Annotated in this window: 17 protein-coding genes; 16 read left to right on the top strand and 1 reads right to left on the bottom strand. The window is 29.9% G+C overall.

Annotated features, from left to right (window positions below):
- Nucleotides 1–7 precede the first annotated feature (7 nt).
- Complete coding sequence (locus HMPREF9630_RS09230) at nt 8–892, bottom strand: DMT family transporter (RefSeq protein ID WP_009528122.1); 885 nt, start codon at nt 890–892, stop codon at nt 8–10.
- Nucleotides 893–1,527: 635 nt separating this feature from the next.
- On the opposite strand from HMPREF9630_RS09230, the gene HMPREF9630_RS09225 reads away from it, so the two are divergent.
- The 16 genes from HMPREF9630_RS09225 to pepF all read left to right on the top strand — a co-directional run bounded on the left by HMPREF9630_RS09225 (nt 1,528) and on the right by pepF (nt 20,007).
- Nucleotides 1,528–2,811 (top strand): homoserine dehydrogenase, encoded by a 1,284-nt coding sequence (locus tag HMPREF9630_RS09225; RefSeq protein WP_009528121.1) that lies wholly within the window; start codon nt 1,528–1,530, stop codon nt 2,809–2,811.
- Between the two features lie 22 nt (nt 2,812–2,833).
- Nucleotides 2,834–3,886 (top strand): threonine synthase, encoded by a 1,053-nt coding sequence (gene thrC, locus HMPREF9630_RS09220; protein ID WP_009528120.1) that lies wholly within the window; start codon nt 2,834–2,836, stop codon nt 3,884–3,886.
- 26 nt (nt 3,887–3,912) lie between these two features.
- Entirely contained in the window at nt 3,913–4,821 is a 909-nt protein-coding gene (gene thrB, locus HMPREF9630_RS09215; protein WP_009528119.1) for a homoserine kinase, read from the top strand.
- Between the two features lie 6 nt (nt 4,822–4,827).
- Nucleotides 4,828–6,051, top strand: a complete 1,224-nt coding sequence (locus HMPREF9630_RS09210; RefSeq protein WP_009528118.1) for an aspartate kinase — start codon at nt 4,828–4,830, stop codon at nt 6,049–6,051.
- Nucleotides 6,052–6,284: 233 nt separating this feature from the next.
- Nucleotides 6,285–7,460 (top strand): ABC transporter substrate-binding protein, encoded by a 1,176-nt coding sequence (locus HMPREF9630_RS09205; protein ID WP_009528117.1) that lies wholly within the window; start codon nt 6,285–6,287, stop codon nt 7,458–7,460.
- An 84-nt stretch (nt 7,461–7,544) separates the two neighbouring features.
- Complete coding sequence (locus tag HMPREF9630_RS09200) at nt 7,545–8,429, top strand: branched-chain amino acid ABC transporter permease (RefSeq protein WP_009528116.1); 885 nt, start codon at nt 7,545–7,547, stop codon at nt 8,427–8,429.
- A 9-nt stretch (nt 8,430–8,438) separates the two neighbouring features.
- On the top strand, nt 8,439–9,425 hold the full coding sequence (locus tag HMPREF9630_RS09195) for a branched-chain amino acid ABC transporter permease (protein WP_009528115.1): 987 nt from the start codon (nt 8,439–8,441) through the stop codon (nt 9,423–9,425).
- The gene (locus HMPREF9630_RS09190; protein ID WP_009528114.1) at nt 9,418–10,185 is read left to right on the top strand and encodes an ABC transporter ATP-binding protein; all 768 of its coding nucleotides are present in this window, start codon (nt 9,418–9,420) and stop codon (nt 10,183–10,185) included. Before HMPREF9630_RS09195 ends, HMPREF9630_RS09190 begins: the two co-directional genes overlap by 8 nt.
- A 12-nt stretch (nt 10,186–10,197) precedes the next feature.
- On the top strand, nt 10,198–10,914 hold the full coding sequence (locus HMPREF9630_RS09185; RefSeq protein WP_009528113.1) for an ABC transporter ATP-binding protein: 717 nt from the start codon (nt 10,198–10,200) through the stop codon (nt 10,912–10,914).
- A 542-nt stretch (nt 10,915–11,456) separates the two neighbouring features.
- The gene (locus tag HMPREF9630_RS09180; RefSeq protein ID WP_009528112.1) at nt 11,457–12,617 is read left to right on the top strand and encodes a GGDEF domain-containing protein; all 1,161 of its coding nucleotides are present in this window, start codon (nt 11,457–11,459) and stop codon (nt 12,615–12,617) included.
- A gap of 311 nt (nt 12,618–12,928) precedes the next feature.
- Nucleotides 12,929–13,717, top strand: coding sequence for an MBL fold metallo-hydrolase (locus HMPREF9630_RS09175; RefSeq protein ID WP_009528111.1), 789 nt, complete (start codon nt 12,929–12,931; stop codon nt 13,715–13,717).
- 94 nt (nt 13,718–13,811) lie between these two features.
- A complete protein-coding gene (locus HMPREF9630_RS09170) occupies nt 13,812–15,023 on the top strand; it encodes a S1C family serine protease (RefSeq protein WP_009528110.1) in 1,212 nt (403 codons plus the stop codon).
- A gap of 325 nt (nt 15,024–15,348) precedes the next feature.
- On the top strand, nt 15,349–16,041 hold the full coding sequence (locus HMPREF9630_RS09165; protein WP_009528109.1) for a hypothetical protein: 693 nt from the start codon (nt 15,349–15,351) through the stop codon (nt 16,039–16,041).
- A 341-nt stretch (nt 16,042–16,382) separates the two neighbouring features.
- Entirely contained in the window at nt 16,383–17,735 is a 1,353-nt protein-coding gene (locus tag HMPREF9630_RS09160; protein WP_009528108.1) for a glucose-6-phosphate isomerase, read from the top strand.
- Nucleotides 17,728–18,240 carry a Gx transporter family protein gene (locus tag HMPREF9630_RS09155; RefSeq protein WP_009525078.1) on the top strand — a complete coding sequence of 171 codons (513 nt, stop codon included), beginning with the start codon at nt 17,728–17,730 and terminating at the stop codon, nt 18,238–18,240. The genes HMPREF9630_RS09160 and HMPREF9630_RS09155 overlap by 8 nt, the downstream gene beginning before the upstream one ends.
- Nucleotides 18,241–18,276: 36 nt before the next feature.
- On the top strand, nt 18,277–20,007 hold the full coding sequence (gene pepF, locus HMPREF9630_RS09150) for an oligoendopeptidase F (RefSeq protein ID WP_009528107.1): 1,731 nt from the start codon (nt 18,277–18,279) through the stop codon (nt 20,005–20,007).
- The last annotated feature ends 102 nt before the right edge of the window (nt 20,008–20,109 follow it).

The raw sequence follows: 20,109 nt of genomic DNA, 5'->3' as shown, positions 1-20,109 counted from the left end.
TAATAAATTATTTTCTGCTTTTAACAAGCACAAGGCTTGACAAAAATATTAAACTTACAGCTACTGTTTGAGTGGCTGTAAGTTTTTCATTTAATATGAAAAAACCTATAATTATACTTGTTACAACCTCAAGAGTACTTAATATAGATGTATACTTTGCACCTATTTCGGAAACGGCTCTTTGATACAAAAATGTTGCTCCAACTGTTAAAATAAAAGAATATGCAAATACAATAAGCCATATGTTAATAGAAAAGTTTCTATAAATACCAATAAATGCTATATGTGCATAAAAAAACAAGATTACGGCACCTATTGCATTTATATAAAACAGCGCTTTAAACGGAGGCATTTTTTTTATTACATCGCTTTTTTCAAGGTATATTGAGTAAAAGCTGTAAGTAAAAGCTGATAAAAAGGCATAAAAAACACCTTTAAAATTTGACAAAGCATTAAAATCTGTTATAAGTATAAGTCCTATACTTGCACCTATAATACATAATATTTCTGTAGTTGAGGGTTTTTCTTTTGAAATTATGCTTGTTGCTATGAATATTATTATAGGATAAGTGAAGTGTATTGAAGTAGCAGCTCCTGAATTTATATAATTATATGAATTAAATAATGTTATTACAGTAAATGAAAAACCTAAAGATACAATAAAAAGCGGTTTAAATTCGCTTTTGTTTATACTCATATCGTATTTAAATATGAATTTTGAACATATGAATATGAATGGTAAAGATAATAACATTCTGTAAAAGCCGGAGCTTACAGCATCACTTCCATAACTGTATAAAATTTTTGTAAAAAGTGGCATAGCACCGAACATTACAGCAGATAAAACAGCTTCAAAAAATCCTAAACTTTTTATAATAATCTCCCCTAACAATAATTTTTATAAAAACTTATATTTTTAATTTACTTGCTGAATTAAAAAATATTTTTTTAGTATATCACAATTATTATATACAGTACATATTAATTGAAGTCTAATTAAAACATTTTTTATTATAGTATTTTTAATATGTTATAATGTTATCTAATTAAAACATGGATATTTTCCAATATCATGCTCAAATATATTTTTTAAGAAAACATTTATTTTAATGGATAGCAAATATTTGAAAAATAAATGTTTTATATCTATTTACATATAAAACTTATCGTGTTATAATGTAGGACATTAATCTGTATTTAGAAGAAAAACACATTTGTATTTTATTTTACTACTTTATATAGTGTATATATTATAAATACTGTATTTATATATTATAAAACATATCTGAAATTTTGTTTTAAAAATTGACTATTTATTTCTTAAATATTTTTGTTAAATACATGACTTTTATGTTAAACCTTACAAATTTATTTGATAAAACTCAAAAATGATTATTTAAAAACAAAATATTATTTTATAAAAATGATTTATTATATTATAGACACATATATAAGGCAAAAGTGATCTTGATATGGATTGATTGACTATAGATATAATGCAAAAATTACGAAGGCTTGAGGTGGTTTATGAGAACTATAAACATCGCATTATTAGGTTTCGGTACAGTTGGTAGCGGTGTGTATAATGCTATAAAATCAAATGAGGAAACATTAAAAAAAGAACTTAATGCAAATCTTATAATTAAAAAAATATTGGTATCAGACAAGACTAAAAAAAGAGCTGAAGATATAAATCCCAATATTTTTACAGATAATTTTACAGATGTTATTACTGACGATATAGATTTGGTTGTTGAAGTTATGGGAAGTATGGATTTTGCTAAAAAATGTATACTTACAGCTTTTGAAAGAGGAAAACATGTAGTAAGTGCAAATAAGGATTTAATTGCAACTTATGGTCAAGAATTATATAAAGCAGCTTACGAAAATAATTGTTTTTTTATGTATGAGGCAAGTGTGTGTGGCGGTATACCGATACTTAGAGTTATAAACAATCATCTTTTTGGAGAGAAAATTGAAAAAATAACGGGTATTATGAACGGTACTACAAATTATATTCTAAGCAAGATGTATCAAGAAGGCTTGGAATATAAAGACGTGCTTTCAGAAGCACAAAGATTGGGTTATGCAGAGGCTGATCCGACTTCTGATGTAGAAGGCTATGATTCAGCGAGAAAAGTAGCTATATTATCTTCGCTTTGTTTTAATACATATGTAACTTTTAAAGATGTGTATACTGAAGGAATTACAAATATTACTAAGCAAGACATAAGTTATGCAAAAAAAATGGGATATAACATAAAATTACTTGGAGTATCAAAAGAAAATGATGGGAAAATAGAGGCATATGTATACCCTGCATTTATTCCAAACACTTGTCAAATATCAAATGTTAAAGATGCCTATAATGCAGTATATTTAAAAAGCAATCTGCTTGGAGAATCTATGTACTACGCTAAAGGCGCAGGCTCTTTACCTACTGCCAGTGCAGTATTGTCTGATATTGTAAATATTGTAAAAAATATGAGTTTAAACCTTCCTGTTGAAAGATTAGATAGGAATTTTGAGAAGAAAGAAATATTGAGTATAGATGAAATTTTTACCAAGTATTATTTAAGGATAAGTTTAAAATCCAATATAGACATCAGCTTAGAAATATTATCAATTTTTGAAAATATGGGTATAGGCATAGTTAAAAGCATAAAAGAAGATATACAGAACAATAATACAATAATTGTAATAACAGAAAAAGTAAAAGAAAGCAAAATTAAACAATGTATAGAATCTCTCAAAAATTTGAATAAAAATTTAGAAATAGGTAATATGATAAGAATAGAAGATAATATTTAGTATTAAAGATTTGGAGGAAGATATGGGATATCAAGGACTTATAAAAAAATATAAAAAATATTTACCGGTTACAGAAAAAACACCTGATATAACACTTTTGGAAGGTGATACTCCGCTTATAAAAAGTACAAATCTTTCTAAAGAATTAGGTCTTGATTTATATTTTAAATATGACGGATTAAATCCTACAGGTTCATTCAAGGACAGAGGAATGGTAATGGCAGTTGCAAAAGCGGTAGAAGAAGGTTCAAAAGCTATAATATGTGCATCTACAGGCAACACATCAGCGTCAGCTGCAGCGTTTGCGGCAAGATATAATCTTGACTGTTATGTGCTTATACCTGACGGCAACATAGCTATGGGTAAACTGGCACAAGCACTTATGTATGGAGCAAAAGTCATTTCAATAGAAGGGAATTTTGATGATGCACTTAATATTGTTAGAGATATAGCAAAAACAGAGCCTATAACACTGGTAAACTCTGTAAATCCATATAGACTTCAAGGACAAAAGACGGCGGCTTTTGAAGTATGCGATGAGCTTGGAAAAGCGCCTGATTATTTGGCAATTCCTGTTGGAAATGCAGGCAATATATCAGCGTATTGGATGGGATTTAATGAATATAAAAATGACGGTAAAATAAATAATTTACCTACTTTGTTAGGTTTTCAAGCTGAAGGAGCTGCACCGATAGTTAAAAATGAAGTTGTTAAAGATCCTCAAACGATAGCTACAGCTATAAAGATAGGCAATCCTGCGAGTTGGGATAAGGCTGTAAATGCACTTAAAGAGTCAAACGGACAGATAAATGCAATTTCTGACGAAAAAATCTTGGAAGCATATAAAATGCTTGCAAGCAGGGAGGGAATATTTGCAGAACCTGCATCTTGTATAACATTGGCAGGAGTTCTTAATTTGAAAGAAAAAGGTGTATTTAAAGGTGGAGAAACAGTTGTTTGTGTGCTTACAGGAAACGGTTTAAAAGACCCGACAACATCATTGTCACAAATACCTACACCACAAAAAATAAAAGCAACAAAAGAAAATGTAATGAAATTGATTAATGAAAAATAAAATTTTTTCTAAAAATTGGAGGGCTAATGGTAAGCTATAAAGTTCCTGCTACATCTGCTAACATAGGACCGGGATTCGATTGTTTGGGGATGGCTGTAAATATTTATAATACTATAAGTTTTGAAGAAACTGATAAAGGACTTGAAATAGAAGTTATAGGTGATGGTAGCGATACAGTACCGCTTGATGAAAATAATATGGCATATGAAACAGCAAAGTATTTTTTTGACAAAGTTGGATATAAATTTAAAGGCTTAAAGATAAAAATACACAATTATATACCGATAGCAAGAGGCCTTGGGAGCAGTTCATCTATAGTTATAGGTGCACTCTTGTGCGCTAATGATATAGCAGGTACAAATATGAGTAAAGATGAAATACTTAATATTGCCAATGAGATAGAAGGACACCCTGACAATGTAACTCCTGCGCTTGTAGGAAGCATAACAGCATCAGTTATATTAGGCGACACAGTTGAATACAAAAAGATAATACCGCCTGATATGCTTGATACAATAGTATTGATACCTGAATATGAAATGTCAACAAACGAAGCAAGAAAAATATTGCCAAAGACATATGACAGACAAGATTGTATATATAACATATCAAGAGCATCTCTGCTTATAATGGCAATGATTACAAGCGACTATGAACTTTTATCAAAAGTTGTGGATGATAAAATTCATCAACCATATAGAAAATCGCTTATAAAAGAATATGATTTTTTTGAAAATATTATGAAATCAAATGGAGCATTGGCAACGTTTATAAGCGGATCAGGCTCAACTCTTATGGCATTTTGCCACAAGACAATGTCTCAGGAATTATATGAAATTTTAAAAGAAGAATGCAAAAAAAATAATATAAAAGGTACTATAAAAATACTTAGCCCTGTTAAAGAGGGTGCAATAAAATTAGAAATAGGAGGGTAAAAAAAGTTGTCACTAATAGTTCAAAAATATGGCGGTTCGTCTGTTGCTAATGCCGATAGAATTAAAAATGTAGCAAACAGAATAGTAAATACTAAAAAACAAGGAAATCAAGTAGTAGTAATAGTTTCTGCTATGGGAGACTCTACAGATGATTTAATTGAATTAGCAAAACAAGTAAGTCCTAATCCTCCAAAAAGAGAAATGGATATGTTGCTTTCTACAGGTGAACAAGTATCAATATCATTATTGGCTATGGCTATTCAGTCTATGGGAGAGAAAGTTATATCTCTTACAGGTGCACAGGCAGGAATAAAAACAAATGATTTTTACAGCAAAGCCAAAATAGTAGATATAGACTCAAACAGATTAAAAGAAGAGCTCGATAATGGTAATATATTAATAGTTGCAGGATTTCAAGGCATAAATGAAAAGAATGACATTACAACATTGGGTAGAGGAGGCTCAGATACAACAGCTGTTGCTCTTGCTGCCGCATTAAATGCCGACAGTTGCGAGATATATACTGATGTAGACGGAGTTTATAGTGCAGATCCGAGATTGGTAAAAAATGTTAAAAAAGTAAATTCAATTTCATATGCAGAAATGCTCACATTAGCATCTCAAGGTTCTAAAGTTTTAAATCCGAGATGTGTAGAACTTGGACAATTATATAATGTAAAAATTCATGTTCGCTCAAGCTTCAATCTAAATGAGGGAACAATAGTACAAGAGGTGGATAAATTGGAAAAGGATAGAGTGATAACTGGAATAGCACACGATTATGATGTAGTGAAGATGACAATTTTTGGAATAAAAGATCAACCTGGAATTGCTAAAACTATATTTAAGTCGTTAGCAGACAATAAGGTAAACGTCAGATTGATAGCACAGTCATCAGGAGAGTTCGGTGTAAATAATATATGCTTTATAATTGATAAAGATTCAAAACAAGATGCTATAGAAACAATGGAAAAAACACTTATAGCACTTGACGGTAAAAAAATAGAGGCACTTGATGATGTAGCCTGCATAACAGTAGTAGGTGCAGGAATGATTACCAACCCTGGAGTTGCAGCAGATGTGTTTGCTGTGCTTGGAGATAATAATATAAATATAGAGATGATTTCTACATCAGAAATATCTGTAGCCGTAGTTATTGAAAGTAAAGATTGTGAGAGAGCTGCAAATCTATTGGCACAATATTTTGAAATAATAGATACTGAACTTTAAAATATAGTTTTTTTAAAATGTACGTAAAATTGCAATAAAAATCTTTACAAATAAAATTTTTGTGGTAGAATATTACACTATACAAAAAAATATTAATATTCTAATTGTTTATGGATATTAATGCTTTATTGTTTATTAAATTATTTTAAATATTTTTTATTTTAAATATTTAAAAATATTTTTTCTTACTTACAATATAATATTGTATTATTTTAAATTAAGGAGCGATTTTTATGAAAAGGAGTTTGAAAAAGTTTTTATCATTAGCTTTAACAGCAGCGATGATCTTTACTTTGGCAGCATGTGGAAAAACAGAAGAAAAGCCAAATAATAATACAGCGGAGGCATCAGATAGCATACTTATAGGTGGAATAGGACCTATCACAGGAGATGCAGCTATGTACGGTAATTCAACTATGAACGGAGCAAAATTGGCTGTAGATGAAATAAATGAAGCTGGCGGAGTATTAGGCAAAAAATTGGTACTTGAAGTTATGGACGATAAAAATGATGCGGTTGAATCAACAAATGCATTTAACAAATTGGTAGAAAATAAAATAGTTTCTCTTGTAGGAGCGGTTACATCAAAACCTTCAGATGCAGTGGCATTAGTTGCGGCAGATACAGGAATACCTATGATTACCCCTACAGGAACTGCACAATCTATAACTACACATGGAGAAAATATATTCAGAGCACCATTTATTGATCCATATCAAGGTGAGGTTATGGCTGTATTTGCAAAAGATGAATTGAAAGTTCAAAAAGTTGCAGTAATAAGAAATAATTCAAGCGATTATTCAGACGGACTTGCAACAGCGTTTGTAGATAAAGCAAAAGAATTAGGCTTGGAAGTAGTAGCAGACGAATCTTATGGAGAAAATGATGTAGATTTTAAATCACAACTTACAAAAATACAAAATGCAAATCCGGATGTATTATTTATACCTGATTATTATCAAAAAGTATCTCTAATAGCTCCACAAGCAAGACAAGTTGGAATAAATGTACAACTTATAGGTGGAGACGGTTGGGATGGAGTAATAAAATCTATCAAACAAGATGATTTAAAAGCAGTAGAAGGTGCATATTTCTGCAATACATTTGCACTTGATGATCCGGAAGAAAAAGTACAAAACTTCATAAAAAAATATACAGATACTTATAATGAAGCTCCACAATCATTCTCAGCACTTGGATATGATTCAGTATATTTGACAGCTGAAGCTATAAAAAATGCTAATTCTACAGATTCCAAGGCAATTGTAGAAGCACTTAAAAATATATCTTATGACGGAGTAACAGGTTCTTTCAAATTTGATGAGAATAGAAACCCTATAAAATCAGTGTTTATGACTACAATAGAAGGCGATCAATATAAACTTTACAAAAAAATGGTAGCCGAATAAATTAGAATAGCTTTTTAAAAAGGGTATGCAAGCAGTTTTGCTGCCCTTTTTTTAATTTATAATAGTAAGAAAGGGGGATAATCAGTGGATTTCATAAAACAATTAATAAACGGATTACAAATAGGAAGCATATATGCACTCGTATCGCTTGGCTATACAATGGTTTATGGTATAGTTAAACTTATAAATTTTGCACATGGAGATATAATAATGGTCGGAGCATACATTGCTTTCATATCGTTACCTATATTATCATCTATGGGACTTCCGGTTTGGCTTGCAGTTGTACCGGCAATAGCATTTTGTGCTGTTACAGGCATTTTAATAGAAAAAATAGCTTATAGACCTATGAGAAATTCGGCAAGAATATCTTCGCTTATAACTGCAATAGGTGTTTCATTGTTGTTACAAAACGCATTTATGCTTATATTTTCTCCAAATCCGAGAGCATTTGAAACTGTATTTTCTACAACTCCCATTCAAATAGGAGAGTTGAATATAAATATATCAACTATAATAACTATACTTGTATCAATAGTATTAATGGTATCATTACAATTATTTATAACTAAAACTAAGGCAGGTAAAGGTATGGTTGCGGTGTCAGAAGATTTTTCTGCTGCACAGTTGGTTGGAATAAATGTCGATAATATAATATCTATGACATTTGCGATAGGGTCATCTCTTGCAGCGGTAGCATCTATATTATATGTATCTTCATATCCTCAGATAACGCCTACAATGGGTTCTATGCTTGGCTTGAAAGCATTCGTTGCAGCTGTACTTGGAGGAATAGGCATAATTCCTGGCGCAATGATAGGCGGATTTATAATAGGTATAGTCGAGGCGCTTACAAAAGCATATATATCTACACAATTAGCAGATGCAGTTGTATTCGGTATATTGGTAGTAGTGTTGTTGTTTAAGCCGGCAGGAATTTTTGGAATAAATAAAAAAGAAAAAGTATAGGAGGAGCATATGAATACATTTAAAAAGAAAAATTTCATAATAAATATTTTCGGTGTAACTGCTGTCTTCCTGTTAATCAATTTTCTTATGCAAATAGGAGTAATAACCAATTATTTAAGTGGTATAATAATTTTGGTATGTATAAATATGGTTCTTGCAATAAGTCTTAACATAACTGCAGGTTGTCTTGGACAAATGGCACTTGGACACGCAGGTTTTATGTCAATAGGTGCATATACAGCAGGATTGTTCACTAAATCAGGTTTAATTCCGGGATTTGCAGGATATATAGTAGCGCTTATATTAGGCGGATTGGTTGCTGCTATAATAGGATTGGGCATAGGTATACCTGCACTTAGGCTTAAAGGAGATTACTTGGCAATTCTTACTCTTGCATTTTGTGAGATAATAAGAGTTTTGATTGAGTTTTTTAAGTTTACAGGCGGAGCAAAAGGACTTACAGGAATAAAACTGTATAAAAACTTTTCAGTAATATATATTATTATGGTTTTATGTGTATTTATGATGTATACATTTATGAAATCAAGACACGGAAGAGCTATACTGTCAATAAGAGAAGATGAGATAGCATCTGAAGCATCAGGTATAAATCCTACGTTTTATAAGACACTTGCCTTTGTATATTCTGCTTTTTTTGCAGGACTTGCAGGAGGTATGTATGCACATTATATAGGAATATTGGGAGCAAAAAATTTTGATTTCAATAAATCTATAGATATATTGGTTATTGTTGTGCTTGGAGGACTTGGAAGTTTTACCGGTTCTGCAATAGGAGCAATAGTGCTTACAGTTTTACCTGAGCTTCTTAGAGGATTTAATGATTATAGAATGTTTATTTATTCTATAATATTGATATTGATGATGATATTTAGACCATATGGCTTGCTTGGAACAAAAGAGTTTTCTCTTACTAATCTGATTGATAGAGCATTGCCCAATGCAAAATTGAAAAAAGGCGGTGGGGCAAATGAGTAATAATCTTATATTATCAGCAAAAGATATAGGAATAACATTTGGTGGTTTGAAAGCAGTTTCAGAATTTAATTTGGAAATATATCAAAATGAAATAGTTGGACTTATAGGACCTAATGGAGCGGGAAAAACAACTGTATTTAATTTACTTACAGGAGTTTATGAACCTACAGAAGGCGAAATAAAATTAAACGGAACTTTGCTGAACGGAAAAAAAGTTCATCAAATAGTGTCTATGGGTATAGCAAGAACATTCCAAAATATAAGGCTTTTTAAAGCACTTACAGTTGCCGAAAATGTTGCTGTAGCCTTTAATAAAGATATGAAAACATCAATTCCTTCATCCATTTTTAGAACGAAAGGATTTTTTAAAGAAGAAAGAAAAATATATAATAAAGTAATGGATATTTTAAAAATATTTTCATTAGATGAATATAAAGATGAAAAAGCGGATAACCTTCCATATGGTAAACAAAGAAAATTGGAAATAGCAAGAGCTATGGCTACATCTCCACAATTGTTGTTGCTGGATGAACCTGCGGCCGGTATGAATGATACGGAAACGGCAGAACTTATGGAAACAATAGGTATATTAAAAGATAAATTTAAAATATCTATATTATTGATCGAACATGATATGAACCTTGTGCTTGGAATATGTGAAAAATTGAATGTTTTGGATTATGGAAGAATGTTGGCATCAGGTAATCCGCAAGAAGTAATAAAAGATGAAAGAGTAATAAGTGCATACTTAGGGGATTAGGAGGAAAAACTTATGTCATTGTTAGAGATAAAAGATTTGAATGTATATTATGGAAACATACACGCAATAAAAGATATATCCCTGATAGTAGAAAAAGGAGAAATAGTATCACTGATAGGTGCAAACGGTGCAGGTAAGACTACAACGCTTCAAACCATATCAGGAATAATAAGAGCAAAAAGCGGACAAATAATTTACCATGATAAAGATATAACCAAAATGAAGGCACATATAATACTTAAAGAGGGTATAGCACAAGTACCGGAAGGTAGAAGAATATTTTCGCATTTAACGGTATACGACAATCTTATGTTAGGCAGTTACAGTATAAAAGATAGCATGGAGAGTAAAAAGAGGGAAATAGCACAAATATATGAGAGATTTCCAAGGCTTGAAGAAAGACAAAAACAGCTTGCAGGAACTCTATCAGGTGGAGAACAACAAATGCTTGCGATAGGCAGAGCTATAATGAGCAGACCTGAGATACTCATATTAGATGAACCGTCAATGGGGTTAGCACCTTTGCTTGTGAAAGAAATATTTGAAATAATAAAAGACCTCAATAAAAATAATAATACTACAATATTATTGGTAGAGCAAAATGCAAAAATGGCACTTAGCATTGCAGATAGAGCCTATGTATTGGAAACAGGTAAGATAATAAAAGAAGGAAATGCAAAAGATTTGTTGAATGATGATATAGTAAGAAAAGCATATTTAGGTGCATAAAATCATTCAAATATATAAAAAAGATATAAAGAAGTATATTTTTATAAAATTTGAAATTTATATAAATATACTTTTTTATATTGCATTGAAAATTATTTTATATTCACATTAATACTAATACTAAACTTCTATAAAATAACTACATAAAAAAGAAGAAAATAAGATATAATACACTTTAAAAAATATAGTTAAAAGTATATCTTTAAGGCGTTGAGTAGTAGTATCTATTTAATGGAATATCAGTATAATAACCAATTAAACAGTAGAGATAATCCATATTGTTCTTGGTTTTTAGTATAAATACTATTTAAATTAAAGTATGTTAAAATATATTTTGCTATATTCACTTTTATAAATACATGAAAAGTAGATATTTATAAAAGTTTTAGCAATCTTGTTTGTAAAAATATATTAAAGAATATCTATATTTAATTAGATAATAGTATAAAAATAGTTAAAATTTGAATTATTTCATCTTTTTTATGATATAATGTAAGCTATAGTTTAGTATAAATTTTGAAAGAAATTGAGTTGATTATATTATGTATAGTATAAATTATTTTAATAAAGATGAGTTTAAGAAAAGTTTGATAGAAAAAGGAACTATTCCATTAAACCAAAAATGGAGAAAAATACATTTAAAGATAGAATTATTAATCATATTTGTAACTTTTTTAATGGAGCTGATAATACTTATTATAGGATATAAAAAATATATGACTATTAGCTCGTCTACTTATCTGATTAGATATTTATTGGTTCCAACATCTATTAACTTGTCTCTATATTTTATTGCGTATCTTGTCAATAGATATAGTACGAATGATAAAAAATTTGAAAATATTAAAAACATAGTAGTAAATATTTCTTTTGTAATTCAAATATTTGTAGTAGCAGTTGTACATCAGTATTTTTCGGCAGTGTATTTTATATTCACAGTGCCTATTTTATTATCAGTAATATATGGAAGTATAGGTATGGCGGCTATTATTACAATATTATCTATATTTTGTATAATGATAAGTGCATTTTTGATTAAATATGATTCTGATTTAGTTGTAAATTTCGCTTTTTCTGTAGATATTTTACTGATAGAAACAATGATTATAATATTTTTTATATTAGCTGTATTGATAATGGTATATATTAGAAAAAAGCAGGAAAAACTGATATCTACAATGATTGATATACAAACCCTGAAAAATAGTATTAATGTTGACAGATTGACAGGCGTATATACAAAAATAATGCTTAGAGAATTTTTTGAAGATGCAAAAGAAGGTTTGTTTGGAAATGAGTTTTGTATAGCTATATGTGATATTGATAATCTGAGCAATGTTAACAATGAGTTTAGCCATACAGCTGGAGACAGGATATTGAATATATTCGGGAATATCTTGAAAAGATATGAGAGCAACAATTTTGTTCCTATAAGATATGGAGGAGAAGAATTTGTTTTAGGAATAAATGAAAATATCGACAAAGCAATAAGAGAACTTAATCAAATAAAAGAAAGATTTAAAAGAGAATGTAAAGATGAGTTCGGAAAACAGGTGAGTTTAAGCATAGGAATAACAGTATCTGATATAAATAAAGCACCAACCAATATATTGGCAGAGGCGGATGTCGCTTTACGTTATGCTAAACAATCCGGCAAAGATATGATTTTGATTTATGACGAGAAAACTATGAAAATAGATTAAAAAATATTTATAGGATAAATTTTTTAGCTTCATTTTTTAAAGAACACTATTTTTTAGTGTTTTTTTTGTGGTATAATAAGAACTGTAGTCAATTAAAGGCTTTATATTTTTTAAAATAATCTTAAATGATATAAAGCAAATATATATTTTTTGTTTAAAATAATATAAAAATCAAAAAATATATATCAATAAAATATAGGCATATGCTATATTTTTGGTATTAATATAATATAAATTAAAAAAATATAAAGTATTTAGATTAATTTAAGTCTTAGATGTTAGAATTAAAAATCATATATGAGAGGATAGATATGCAATATATATCAGTAGCATCCGGAAGTAGTGGAAACTGCCATTTCTTACAGGAAAAAAATACAAAAATTTTAATAGATGCAGGTCTTAGTGGAAAAAGTATAATAGATTCGTTGGCAAGGCACGATATTGAGCTTAATGATATAAAGGCTGTGTTCATAACGCATGAACATACGGATCACATAAAAGGAGCGGGCATAATATCAAGAAAATTTGATATACCTATATATTCCACACAAGGAACATGGGAAAGCATGATGCATAAAATAGGTAATATCAAAGAGCATAACATAAAAATTATAAAAAATATGGATGATGTTTTCATAGGTGATTTAAAGATATCGTCAATTCCTATAAATCACGATGCTGCAGATCCTGTAGCTTATAAAATAACAGATGGAAAAAAAGCTTTGTCAATAGTTACAGATCTTGGTATAGTAACAAAACAGCTGATGAATTTTATTAAAGAATGTGAGGTAATAATTTTAGAGGCAAATCATGATATAAATATGCTTGATGCAGGTCCGTACACTTATGAATTAAAAAGAAGGGTAAAATCTAATTTTGGGCATTTGTCAAATGATAGTGCCGGCGAATGTGCAGCATCTTTGGTAAAAGAAAAAGCTTATAAAATAATGCTTGCTCACTTGTCAAGACAAAACAACATTCCTATATTGGCTTATCAAAGTGTACTTTCAATATTATCCGAGCATGGTATTAAAGTGGGGTGTGATGTAGAACTTTCAGTGCTTGAACAGTTTACTACATCAGAGAAAGTGACAGTATAGATGCTCTTTATATGATAGTGTTAAGCGTAAAACTCAGCACTTGAAATAAGACTTTACAAGATAGAAAAAATTAAAAAGTTTGGAGGTAACAGCAATGAGAAATAGATTGGGCAACTTTTTTTCGGGACTTTTAGGAGTAGTAATCGGATGTGTTGTAACATTTGTGGCGATTGTACCACAGGCAAATAGAGTTATGACCACCAATACAAGCAATAATGCAATTAATGAAATAGCAGTAGAAAAAACAAATGCGGATATAAGTAAATATGATTTTACAAATTTATATAAAAATGTGGCAAAATCGGCTATGCCATCAGTAGTTGGTATAACAACAGTATTTTTAGATGATTCATCACAAGATTCATATTTTGATTTTTATTTTGGCAACGGTGCGACTTCAAGGGTTAGAGAAGGTCTTGGAACAGGGGTTATCGTTGATTCATCAGGATATATATTGACCAATTCACATGTTGTAGAAGACGGTCAAGCTGAAAAAGTCAATGTGTTGTTTAATGATGGCACAACAAAAGAAGCTGAAGTAAAATGGTATGATACAAGTTTGGATCTTGCAATAATAAAGGTGGAAGGCGAAAATTATCCAGTAGCAAAACTTGGAAATAGTGATAAAGTAGAAGTTGGAGATATAGCAATAGCAATAGGTAATCCATTAGGTTTGCAATTTGAAAGAACAATGACTCAAGGAATAATAAGCGGAATAGACAGAACAGTTAGCGTAAGCGACTCTACATCTATGAGTAATTTATTACAAACAGATGCATCAATTAATCAAGGGAACAGTGGTGGACCGCTATTAAATGCAAATGGTGAAGTAATCGGAATAAACACAATTAAGGCAACAGGCGGAGAAGGTCTTGGATTTTCAATTCCTATAAATACTGCAAAAGTATTCGTTGATATAATAAAAGAAAACGGAGAAATAAAGGATAAACCTATTTTAGGAGTAAAAGCGATTACGCTCAGTCAGATAAAAAATTCAGCAAAATTGGAAACACAAACAAAAGACGGAGTATATGTTCACAGCATATATGAGAATTCACCGGCTCAAAAAGCAGGTCTCAAAAAAGGAGATATAATTATAAAACTAAACGATGACACAATAAAAAATATGTCAGATTTGCAAGCAAGTTTATATAAGTATGGTCAAGACCTGAACGAACCTGTAACCATAACAATAGAAAGAGATAACAAAGAAATAGTATTGAAGACCACTTTGATGACTGAAGATGAGATAGTAAATACTCAAAAGAAACAATCATCTCCATTAAATTCACTATTTGGTAATTAGAAAGCTAAGCTGCCATTAATATGGCAGCGTACATATATAGTTTAGAGAAAAAATAATATATTTGTTTAATTATATGATATAAAAAAGAATTCTGGAATTTTTTTAAAGAAGATAAATAAAAATAATCTATTATTTTTATATAATACTAAACAGTATTACAAAATATAATTTTTTGACTATATAATTATAATACAGTTTTAATTAGTGTTTAGTATAAGATAAAAAATCAAATTAAGCAATTTATTTGCTTAAAATATATGTCCCGTGAGAATAAAGTAAAAATTATTCTTATGGAAAAAAATTTATAAAAACGAGGTATAAAATTATGAAAAGAAAATTATTAGGATTTATGTTAATCGGGCTTATGGCATTTTCTCTTGCTGCTTGCACTTCGCAAGATAAACCTAAGGGTGATGATGCCGGCAAAAAAACTGAAACAAGCCAAACTGAAAATAAGCAAGAAAATAGTGAAGAAGATGCACAAGATTCATTACCGGAACTTCCTCAAGTACCTCAAATGGGAACAATAATGTCTGATGATGCTTCAGGAAATCAAATCAGTATAGAGGTTAAAGGCGCCACAGAAAAAGACACACAAGAGATTGTACTGAATGTAGATGAAAATACACCTGTTGTAGATGCACAAACAGGTATGAAGGTGGAACGCTCACAATTAACAAAAGGAACTGAAGTTTTCGCTTGGGTTTCTAATGCATTTACAGCAAGCATGCCGCCACAAACAACAGCATATGTGATATTGCTTAATGTAAAAGATGGTGTGTTGCCAACTTATTTAGAAGTTGACAGCGTAGAAAAAGGAGAAAACGAAACAATCTTTTCAGATAAGCCGGGAGCTAAGTGGAGTGTTGATAACAACCTTGTTCCTATATCTTTGAAAGATGGAAAAGAAACTACATTCGACAACATACAAAAAGACAGTAAATGTCTTGTTTGGCCATCTAATGAACAAGGAAAAGATGGTTCAATAAAAGTAGATAAATTATTGGTTTTAAATTAACAATTATGAAATAATTTAAGAAAATAAAATAAACCCTATATAGTAGATAGTGTTTTACTGAAATCTATATAGGGTTTATTTTAATTCTCCAATACAATAACAGATAACTTATATTAGGAGTTTATATGGTATAAAATGAAGACTTAGTGTAATTTACAAAATTAAAAAACAATGATATAATTTATCAAGTGTTTTGTGGTTTGTTATCATATTAATTTCGGAAAAAATTAATTTTTTATCATGTATTAATCTAAAAATTTTTATATAATTTTAAACATAGGTCTGAGATTAAATTAGACAAACTTAATTAACTATAATTATTCATTCAGGGGGTATTTTTTATGAGCAATTTGACATTAAACTACTCAAAATGCAGCACATTTATAAAAAAACATGAAATAGATAATATGATTGAAACGGCAAAAAATGCACAAGATATGTTAAAAAAAGGCAATGGAGCAGGTAAAGATTTTTTGGGTTGGGTAAATTTACCTTGCAATTATGATAAAGAAGAGTTTGACAGGATAAAAAAGGCAGCAAATAAGATACAGTCTAACAGCGAAGTGCTTGTAGTTATAGGTATAGGTGGTTCATATTTGGGTGCAAGAGCTGTCATAGAGGCACTTTCAAATAATTTTACAAATTTTATGTCAAAAACTGAAAATAAGTTTCCGAAGATAATTTTTGCTGGAAATTCCATATCTTCTACTTATTTAAGCGAACTTGTAGAATTTTTGCAAGATAAAGAATTTTCTATAAATGTAATATCAAAATCAGGTACTACTACAGAACCTGCGATAGCTTTTAGAATTATAAGAGAAGTATTGTTAAAAAAATATACAAAAGAAGAGGCAAAAAACAGAATATTCGTGACTACTGACAGACAAAAAGGAGCGTTGAAGAATTTTGCCGATGATGAAGGTTATGAAACTTTTGTAGTTCCTGATGATGTAGGAGGAAGATATTCCGTACTTACTGCAGTAGGTTTACTTCCAATTGCGATAGCGGGTATGAATATAGATGAACTTATGTCAGGTGCTAAAAAAGCGAAAGATGAGTTTGAAAAAGATGATGTGCTTAAAAATGATGCACTTATGTATGCAATTCACAGAAATATACTTTATAGAAAAGGGAAAGTTGTAGAAATTCTTGTAAACTATGAGCCTCAAATGATGTATTTCAACGAATGGTTCAAACAACTATACGGTGAAAGTGAAGGAAAAGATCAAAGAGGTATATTCCCGGCAAGCGTGGTATTTTCTACTGATTTACACTCAATGGGACAATTTATACAAGACGGCAACAGAAATATATTTGAAACAGTTATAAGCATATCTTCTCCAAGAAAAGATATAACGCTTAAAAAAGAAGAACAGGATTTGGATGGACTCAATTATCTTGAAGGAAAGACGGTTGATTTTGTAAATAAAAAAGCTATGCAGGCTACTTTACTTGCTCATATAGACGGAGGAGTACCTAATCTTATTTTAAATATAGAAAAACTTGATGAATTTAATTTAGGATATATGATTTATTTCTTCGAATATGCTTGTGGAATAAGCGGATATATAAATAATGTAAATCCTTTTGACCAAGAAGGTGTAGAAGATTATAAGAAAAATATGTTTGCGCTTTTAGGTAAAAAAGGATACGAAGATAAGAAAACTGAATTGGAAAAGAGATTAAATGAATAAGACTAGTAAGATGGTGTTGCTTGCTATAATGCTGTCATTTTCTCTTGTTTTGTATTATATAGAAAATATGTTGCCTCCGATAAATTTGATAGCTCCCGGTGCAAAACTGGGATTATCAAATATCATAAGTCTTACATGCCTGTATGTTTTCGGTTTTAAAGAGGCTTTTGTGATTTTGTTTATGAGGATATTTCTCTCATCTACATTTTATGGTGGAATATCGACATTTATGTATAGTATATCAGGAGGAATATTGAGCATTATAGCCATGGGTATATTAAAAAAATTGGATTTAAAATCTGTAAGCATGATAGGAATATCAGTAGTTGGAGCATTATTTTTTAATATAGGTCAGCTTTTGGTAGCATCATTTATGATATCAAATACTAAGATATTTTATTATTTGCCGTATATGTCATTTATTTCGATAGGAACAGGTATATTTATAGGTATCACATCGCAATTTTTGACAGAACATTTGAAAAAAATAATAAAGAAAAATTGATTGTATAATAGTTTTGACAAAAGAAAGGGAAATTATATGAAAGAATTTAACTGGGATTTATCGCTTATATATAATTCTGATGAATCTATACAAAAAGATATGAAAAAAATAGAAGATTTGATTGCTAAGTTCAGCAATATAAAATCAGAAAAAAATATATCTCTTGAAGAATTGCTGAAAGTTGTAGAAGAAGCATCTGTTATTATGTCAAGACTTATAGCATACTCAAATATGAAAAGAGATGAAGATACAACGGTATCTAAAAGTCAAAAAACAGCGCTTGAAGTGGAAGCATTATCTGCAAAAATGAGCGAAGAATTCTCATCATTTGAACCGATTGTTATGAGTACAAGCGAAGAAAAGATAAATGATTTTATGAAAAAATCTGACAGGGATGATTATAAGCAAGTTATATCAAGAACATTAAGGAATAAACCTTATGTTTTGAGTGAAAAAGAAGAATATCTTTTAAGTATGGCTCAAGATATAGCCAGCGATACAGAAAACAGTTTTTATATGCTTTCATATGCAGATATGAGATTTCCTGTAATCGAGTCAGATAAAGAAAAAAGGGTACTTACTCATGCTAATTACAGCAATTTTCAAACTGATCCTAACAGACAGGTAAGAAAAGAGTCCTTTGAAAAAATGTACGAAACTTACGGGAAATATGTAAATACGTTTGCAGCAGATTATTATGGTCATGTAAAGGCTAAGGAAAAATTGGCAAAAGTGAGAAATTTTAAATCAAATTTATCTCAAGAATTATTTGGAGATAATGTTGATGAAAAAGTATATGATACTCTTATAGAAGCAATACATGATTATATACCGGTACTTTCAAAATATATGGATATAAAGAAAAAATATTTGGGAGTAGATGAAATACACAACTACGACTTATATGTACCGTTATTTGAAAAAGACGAAACAAAATATAGATATGAAGAGGCTGAACAAATAATAAAAAATGCTTTGAAACCTTTAGGAGAAGAATATCTTTCAATATTGAAAAAAGGTTTTGAAGACAGGTGGATAGACGTATATCCTAAAGAAGGTAAAAAAGCCGGTGCCTACTCTTTCGGTGCATATGACACCAATCCGTATATACTTATGAATTATACTGATAACTTAAACTCAGTATTTACGTTGGCGCATGAGCTTGGTCACTCAATCCACAGCTATTATTCAAGAAAAAATAATCCATTCTTGCAATCAGACTATACCATATTTGTAGCAGAAGTTGCGTCTACTACAAACGAGTTGTTGCTTTATAATTATATGCTGAAAAATGCAGATACAGATATTCAGAAGAAAAATCTTATGGTGTATAATATGGAGCAATTCAGAACAACAGTTTTCAGACAAGTGATGTTTGCAGAATTTGAAAAAATTGTACATGATGAAGTTTTGTCAGGTAAAGCATTGACGGCAGAGAGCTTGAATGAAATATATTATAACTTGAACAAGACATATTATCCTACTGTGAAATTAAATGATGAAATTGCTTTGGAATGGGCGAGAATACCACATTTCTATTCAGATTATTATGTATATAAATATGCTACAGGGTTTACTTGTGCAACGTTCTTATCGCAAGCCGTATTAAAAGGTTCTGAAAATGTAAACAGATATATAAATTTCTTAAAAGATGGAAATAAGAATTATCCAATAGATCAATTAAAAATAGCAGGAGTGGATATAAGCAAAAAAGAAACAATATGCCAAGCATTAGATGTATTTAAAGATACATTGGATAAATTTTAATTGATTAATTAACTTATAAAATCACAACTCCAAACTTAATTGGTAGTTGTGATTTTAAATGTACTTAATTTTACTTGGCTAAAATAAATTCTTAAAAACAAA

Origin of the sequence: Peptoanaerobacter stomatis (assembly GCF_000238095.2) — a bacterium.
GTDB classification, from domain to species: Bacteria; Bacillota; Clostridia; order Peptostreptococcales; family Filifactoraceae; genus Peptoanaerobacter; species Peptoanaerobacter stomatis_A.
The sequence above is the reverse complement of the archived record's forward strand: the minus strand, read 5'-3'. Positions and strand labels throughout refer to the sequence as shown.

Bases quoted from the DNA above. Each gene is read 5' to 3' on its own strand.
- HMPREF9630_RS09175 (WP_009528111.1), top strand. From the start codon at position 12,929: ATGCAATATATATCAGTAGCATCCGGAAGTAGTGGAAACTGCCATTTC.
- HMPREF9630_RS09155 (WP_009525078.1), top strand. From the start codon at position 17,728: ATGAATAAGACTAGTAAGATGGTGTTGCTTGCTATAATGCTGTCATTT.
- HMPREF9630_RS09195 (WP_009528115.1), top strand. From the start codon at position 8,439: ATGAATACATTTAAAAAGAAAAATTTCATAATAAATATTTTCGGTGTA.
- thrB (WP_009528119.1), top strand. From the start codon at position 3,913: ATGGTAAGCTATAAAGTTCCTGCTACATCTGCTAACATAGGACCGGGA.
- HMPREF9630_RS09160 (WP_009528108.1), top strand. From the start codon at position 16,383: ATGAGCAATTTGACATTAAACTACTCAAAATGCAGCACATTTATAAAA.
- pepF (WP_009528107.1), top strand. From the start codon at position 18,277: ATGAAAGAATTTAACTGGGATTTATCGCTTATATATAATTCTGATGAA.
- HMPREF9630_RS09190 (WP_009528114.1), top strand. From the start codon at position 9,418: ATGAGTAATAATCTTATATTATCAGCAAAAGATATAGGAATAACATTT.
- HMPREF9630_RS09205 (WP_009528117.1), top strand. From the start codon at position 6,285: ATGAAAAGGAGTTTGAAAAAGTTTTTATCATTAGCTTTAACAGCAGCG.
- HMPREF9630_RS09180 (WP_009528112.1), top strand. From the start codon at position 11,457: ATGTATAGTATAAATTATTTTAATAAAGATGAGTTTAAGAAAAGTTTG.
- HMPREF9630_RS09185 (WP_009528113.1), top strand. From the start codon at position 10,198: ATGTCATTGTTAGAGATAAAAGATTTGAATGTATATTATGGAAACATA.
- HMPREF9630_RS09165 (WP_009528109.1), top strand. From the start codon at position 15,349: ATGAAAAGAAAATTATTAGGATTTATGTTAATCGGGCTTATGGCATTT.
- HMPREF9630_RS09225 (WP_009528121.1), top strand. From the start codon at position 1,528: ATGAGAACTATAAACATCGCATTATTAGGTTTCGGTACAGTTGGTAGC.
- thrC (WP_009528120.1), top strand. From the start codon at position 2,834: ATGGGATATCAAGGACTTATAAAAAAATATAAAAAATATTTACCGGTT.
- HMPREF9630_RS09170 (WP_009528110.1), top strand. From the start codon at position 13,812: ATGAGAAATAGATTGGGCAACTTTTTTTCGGGACTTTTAGGAGTAGTA.